This is a genomic window from Kamptonema animale CS-326 (genome assembly GCF_028330895.1).
GTDB classification, from domain to species: domain Bacteria; phylum Cyanobacteriota; class Cyanobacteriia; order Cyanobacteriales; family Microcoleaceae; genus Kamptonema; species Kamptonema formosum.
In genome coordinates, this window is record NZ_JAQMUA010000301.1 from 1 (window position 1) to 4,755 (window position 4,755).

Below are 4,755 nucleotides of genomic sequence, written 5' to 3' on the forward strand. Positions count from 1 at the left end.
GGATAGGGGAGATGGGGGAGCAACTTAATCAATTAAAAATTAAAAATGCAAAATTAAAAAAAATGCAAAATTAAAAATTGTGAGATTTAATTTTTAATTTTTAATTTTTAACTTTTAATTAATCGGAGGGGAGGATGGGTAATTAGCCATTAGCCATTAGCCATTAGCCATTAGCCATTACCAATTACCAATTACCAATTACCAATTACCAATTACCAATTACCAATTACCAATTTTCAAGTTACAGATCGTACTAGAATTACAGTACAGTTGCAGCCGCGAGCTACTGCTTCAGGAATATTGCCGTGCATTACTTGTTTTAATAATCCCTCCCGACTTGCTCCCAAAACAATTACATCGCACTGATCTTTCTGAGCTAGATCGATTAAAGTATCAGAAACAGACTTACCACAAACGGGAGTTACTATAACTGGACAACTCAACCGCCGCTTGAGAAACTTAGCTGCTTCATTCAAATCACTGGTATCGGGTTCAGCACTAGAAGATTGATGAACTTGACATAAACTAATTTCTGGAACAGCACTTAGAGCAACTAAAGCTGGTAATAACCTCACCGCCGCAGCTTGCTTATAATCCCCCCGAATTGGCACTAACCAACGATGTAAACCCATGAGGGTATGCAGTCCTAATTCCTGCATTCTGATGTCTGAATCTGGAATTGGACATTGAGTATTAGGTCGCGGACAAGAACCATCAGGGATGGGACATTCGACATTTATGTTATCTTTAGAAACAGCATCTTCTGAGAAAGAGGGTGAATTTTCTGTAGAATTTGTAATATAATTTTGGGCTAATTTGTGATTTTTTACTAATAGTTTTTCGCTCCATTTCACCAAAACTACTTCGCAACCAGCTTGGCGAATAACAGTATCGACAACGTTGCCAAAAATTCTACCAGAAGCAGAGATTTCACCTTGCCAACCCATCAAAATTAAATCAATGTGTCGCTCCTTAATTGTTTCTAAAATTGCGTGAGCGACATCGTGAGCTACTCGTATTTGCGTATGTACAGGTACGCCCCAATTACGAGCAATTCGCTCAGCTTGTTGTAGCAGCCGACGGCTTCTTGTTGTTCGTACTAAAGCTTCTGAGGGTGGGGTATTGCGGGGTACTAGGATCACTTGCAGGCATTCTAGCTCGCAATTGCGATCGCGCGCGATCGCGGCCGCTACTCGTAACAAAGCTGGAGCTGTTTGCGGATTGCTCAGGGGTACCAATAATCGGCCACTTCCTACTTGCGGAGCCTTAGTTTGATATACAACGTAAGAAGGCTCTGGATGTGGCCCCATCTGACCTGCTTCGCCTGTCAAATGGTCGGATTCTGCGCGGATGATGTCACTGCGGGTGATAATTCCCACTAAATGGCGGCCTTCGGTGACTGGCAAACGACTGAGATGATATCGGTTGAGTAGACAGAGAATCTCACTTAAAGTATCGCGCGGCTCTACTGTCATTGGCTGCACTGTCATGATCTCACTGAGTAGCGTATCTCCCGGTAGCTGGCGGCTGTTGGCTTGAGCTAAATCTGTCTGAGTCAAAATTCCTACCAGTTTGCCAGCATCAACGACTGGGAATCCTCGGTGGTGCGATCGCGAAAATGCTTGGATTGCTTCATCTAGAGTCATCAGGCTTGATAGAGTTTCGACTCGGCGCTGCATTACATTAGCTGCATGGAGGCTGCTTAAAGCATCATTGACAGGCTTTTCCTTTTTGAGGTTAATGCCGCTAAGGTCTAAAAGATGGTCGTACAGGGAGTCGCTATCTATTTTTTCCGCAACTAAGTAGGCGATCGCACAGCAGATCATCAAAGGTAATACCAGTTTAAAATCAGTAGTAATCTCAAATACGATCACTACTGCCGTGATCGGCGCTCTGGTGACAGCACAAAAAAATGCCCCCATTCCAGTTAGAGCATAGGTTGTAGCTATTCCTAAATCTAGAAAATTTTCTTGCCAAATTCCCACAATGTAACCCAAGGCTGAACCAAGAACCAGGGAAGGTGCGAATAATCCTCCGGGAGCTCCCGATCCGGCGGCGATACTTGTGAGGGCGAATTGAGCGACAAAAGCGGTGAAACTGGTTTGAATGCTGGCTTCCCCAGTGAGAATAAATTCTCGCAAACCCGTGTTGTTGCGAAAGTTTTCAGGGAGTACGGCGACTGTCAAACCGCAAATTAAGCCAGCTAGAGCGACTCGTAAGGGAAACCCTAAATGGAGCGATCGCTTGTTAAATATTAAAACTGCGAATATACTTTTAGTAAATAAAGCCCCAAAAACTCCGGCTAAAACTCCTAACAATATATAAAAAGGGATTTCCTGAGCGACAAAACTGCTTTGGTAAGTCTGGACATTTAAGTTAAGGCTGTTACCGGCTAATAATTCTGAGACAACGGCCCCAATGAAAGAAGAGATGATCGCAGTACCTAAAGTTAGACCTGAGACATCGTGGAGCAGTTCTTCAACTACAAATAGTACACCCGCGATCGGTGTGTTGAAACCAGCCGCAAGTCCCGCCGCAGCACCGCAAGCGATTAATTGACGGCGGTATTCTGGGGAAGTGGGAATCCAATTACTAATCCCAGCAGCCAAAGATGCTCCGATTTGGACAGTTGGGCCTTGTCTTCCCAAGGTTAAGCCAGAACCGACGGCTAAAATTGTGCCGATGAGTTTGGCGATCGCGACGCGCAAATTTAGAGGCAAACCGACACCAGCCAGAGCAGATTTAACGTGAGGAATGCCGCTACCAGCGGCTTCCGGTGCTAAACGCTCTACCAGTAAACCAGTCAAGAGTCCTCCCATCAAGCCGACACTCGGCAGCAACAGCCAAGGAGGAATGGCTAAAGAGGCAGAAACTCGCCAGGTTCCGAGCCATCCTACCCCAAGTTTTAGCAACACGCCTGCTAAACCGCAGACTAAACCAATTAGACAAGCTTCAAAGATCGCCAGGCGTTTCGGTCGCAGAAATTGAGATGCGATCGCTCTGGAAGAACCACGAAAATGCTTAGAAACGGGAATGTACCACATAACCTTCAAGAGTATGTCTTAAATTTAATATTCACAAAAATTAAATTAAAAAAGGATGAAAACAGAAAAGCTCAACAATTACAAGTAAGTTGCATATCATATATATAGTGACAGAATCGGAGAGCAGAAATTATTAAAAACTCCTGTTTTGCTTACTGCCAGAGGCTTCGGAAACACAAAGAGCGAAAATTGAACCTGAGAATGAAACAGCCCTGTTCAGTAATAGTTTGGCCAAAATCACGTAACGCCGCCATCCTGGCGGTAAAGTCACCGCGCTTGTTGGCGGCGCTACACAACTTTTCAGAATTGGTATAACTCTGGATAGACTCAAAGTCTGTCAAATCATCTATCTTTATGCCATCACCATTCCCCCATCCACATTAAAAACTTGCCCCGTAATGTAAGCAGCAGCAGCATCAGCAGCCAAAAACTTTACCATCCCTGCAACTTCCTCCGGTAGACCATACCGACCTAGAGGAATATATTTCAAAATGTCATCAGATTTGATATCTTTTGTCATATCTGTGGTAATAAATCCCGGTGCAACTGCATTCACAGTAATACCGCGACTTGCTAACTCTTTGGCAATGGTTTTAGTAAACCCAATTGTTCCCGCTTTTGCAGCACTATAATTAGCTTGTCCGGGATTTCCCATTTGACCGGCAACTGAAGCAATATTAATAATTCTGCCGCTACGTTGCTTCAGCATAATTTTACTAGCTGCTTTCGTACACAAAAATACGCCTGTCAAATTCAAATCAATCACTGCTTGCCAATCTTCCAGTTTCATTCGCAGTAACAAAGTATCGCGGGTAATCCCAGCATTGTTAACTAAAATATCAATGCGACCCCATTTTTCCATGACGCTATTGGTGAGTGCGTCTACTTGGTCAACTTTGGATACATCCGCCGAAAGTGCGATCGCATCCCCCCCAGCAGCAACAATTTCCGCCACTACCTCATCAGCAGCAGTATTAGAGCTCGCGTAGTTTACCGCCACATTAGCACCCTCTGCTGCTAAGGATAAGGCGATCGCCCGACCAATTCCCCGCGATGCACCCGTAACGATCGCTACTTGACCCCGCAAGCGTTGTAGCGACTCTGGCAATACTTCCATAAAAATTCCTCACAATGTCAGCTCTAAGAATTTTGCATTAAAATGAGCCATAACCACAAAAAATTTGTTTTTTCCTATGGCAATAAAGAAGGAGTTCAACAGTTTTGATGAGTTAATATCAGGCTCTGAGTTGCCTGTACTCGTCGATTTTTATGCTACTTGGTGCGGCCCTTGCAAGATCATGGCCTCAATTCTGGAAGAGGTCAATGCTCAAATGAAGGATCGCCTCCAGATTGTCAAAATCGATTCGGATAAATACGAGGATTTAGCATCGGAGTATCATATTCACGCTTTACCAACGCTGGTACTGTTTAAAAATGGTCAACAAGTAGATCGGATTGAGGGGGTACTCCAGACCCCACAATTGATTCAACGATTGCAATCTTTTGTCTAGTTTTTTGTTAAGGACTTACGTAGAAGAGAATGTTTTCATTGCGAACGAACAAAATGTTTTCATTGCGTTGGCGTAGCCTGCGCGTAGCGCTTGACTTTGTGAAGCAATCTCTGTTACCTCGTGCGTAAGTCCTGTTATTATTTCCAGCTTGTGTTATGGCAACCGTCAAGGCTATTACGCATTACTTACGTAACGCCGCC

The 4,755-nt window shown here is 44.1% G+C and carries 3 protein-coding genes; 1 reads left to right on the top strand and 2 read right to left on the bottom strand.

Going from position 1 to position 4,755, the window contains the following annotated elements:
* Positions 1-236 precede the first annotated feature (236 nt).
* Complete coding sequence (locus tag PN499_RS17630) at positions 237-3,044, bottom strand: chloride channel protein (RefSeq protein WP_272033401.1); 2,808 nt, start codon at positions 3,042-3,044, stop codon at positions 237-239.
* Between the two features lie 352 nt (positions 3,045-3,396).
* Positions 3,397-4,161, bottom strand: a complete 765-nt coding sequence (fabG, locus tag PN499_RS17635) for a 3-oxoacyl-[acyl-carrier-protein] reductase (RefSeq protein WP_272033402.1) — start codon at positions 4,159-4,161, stop codon at positions 3,397-3,399.
* 76 nt (positions 4,162-4,237) lie between these two features.
* Here fabG and trxA point away from each other — a divergent pair, with 76 nt between their 5' ends.
* Positions 4,238-4,555: a thioredoxin gene (gene trxA, locus PN499_RS17640; protein WP_272033403.1), complete on the top strand. Its 318-nt coding sequence runs from the start codon at positions 4,238-4,240 to the stop codon at positions 4,553-4,555.
* Positions 4,556-4,755: the final 200 nt, after the last annotated feature.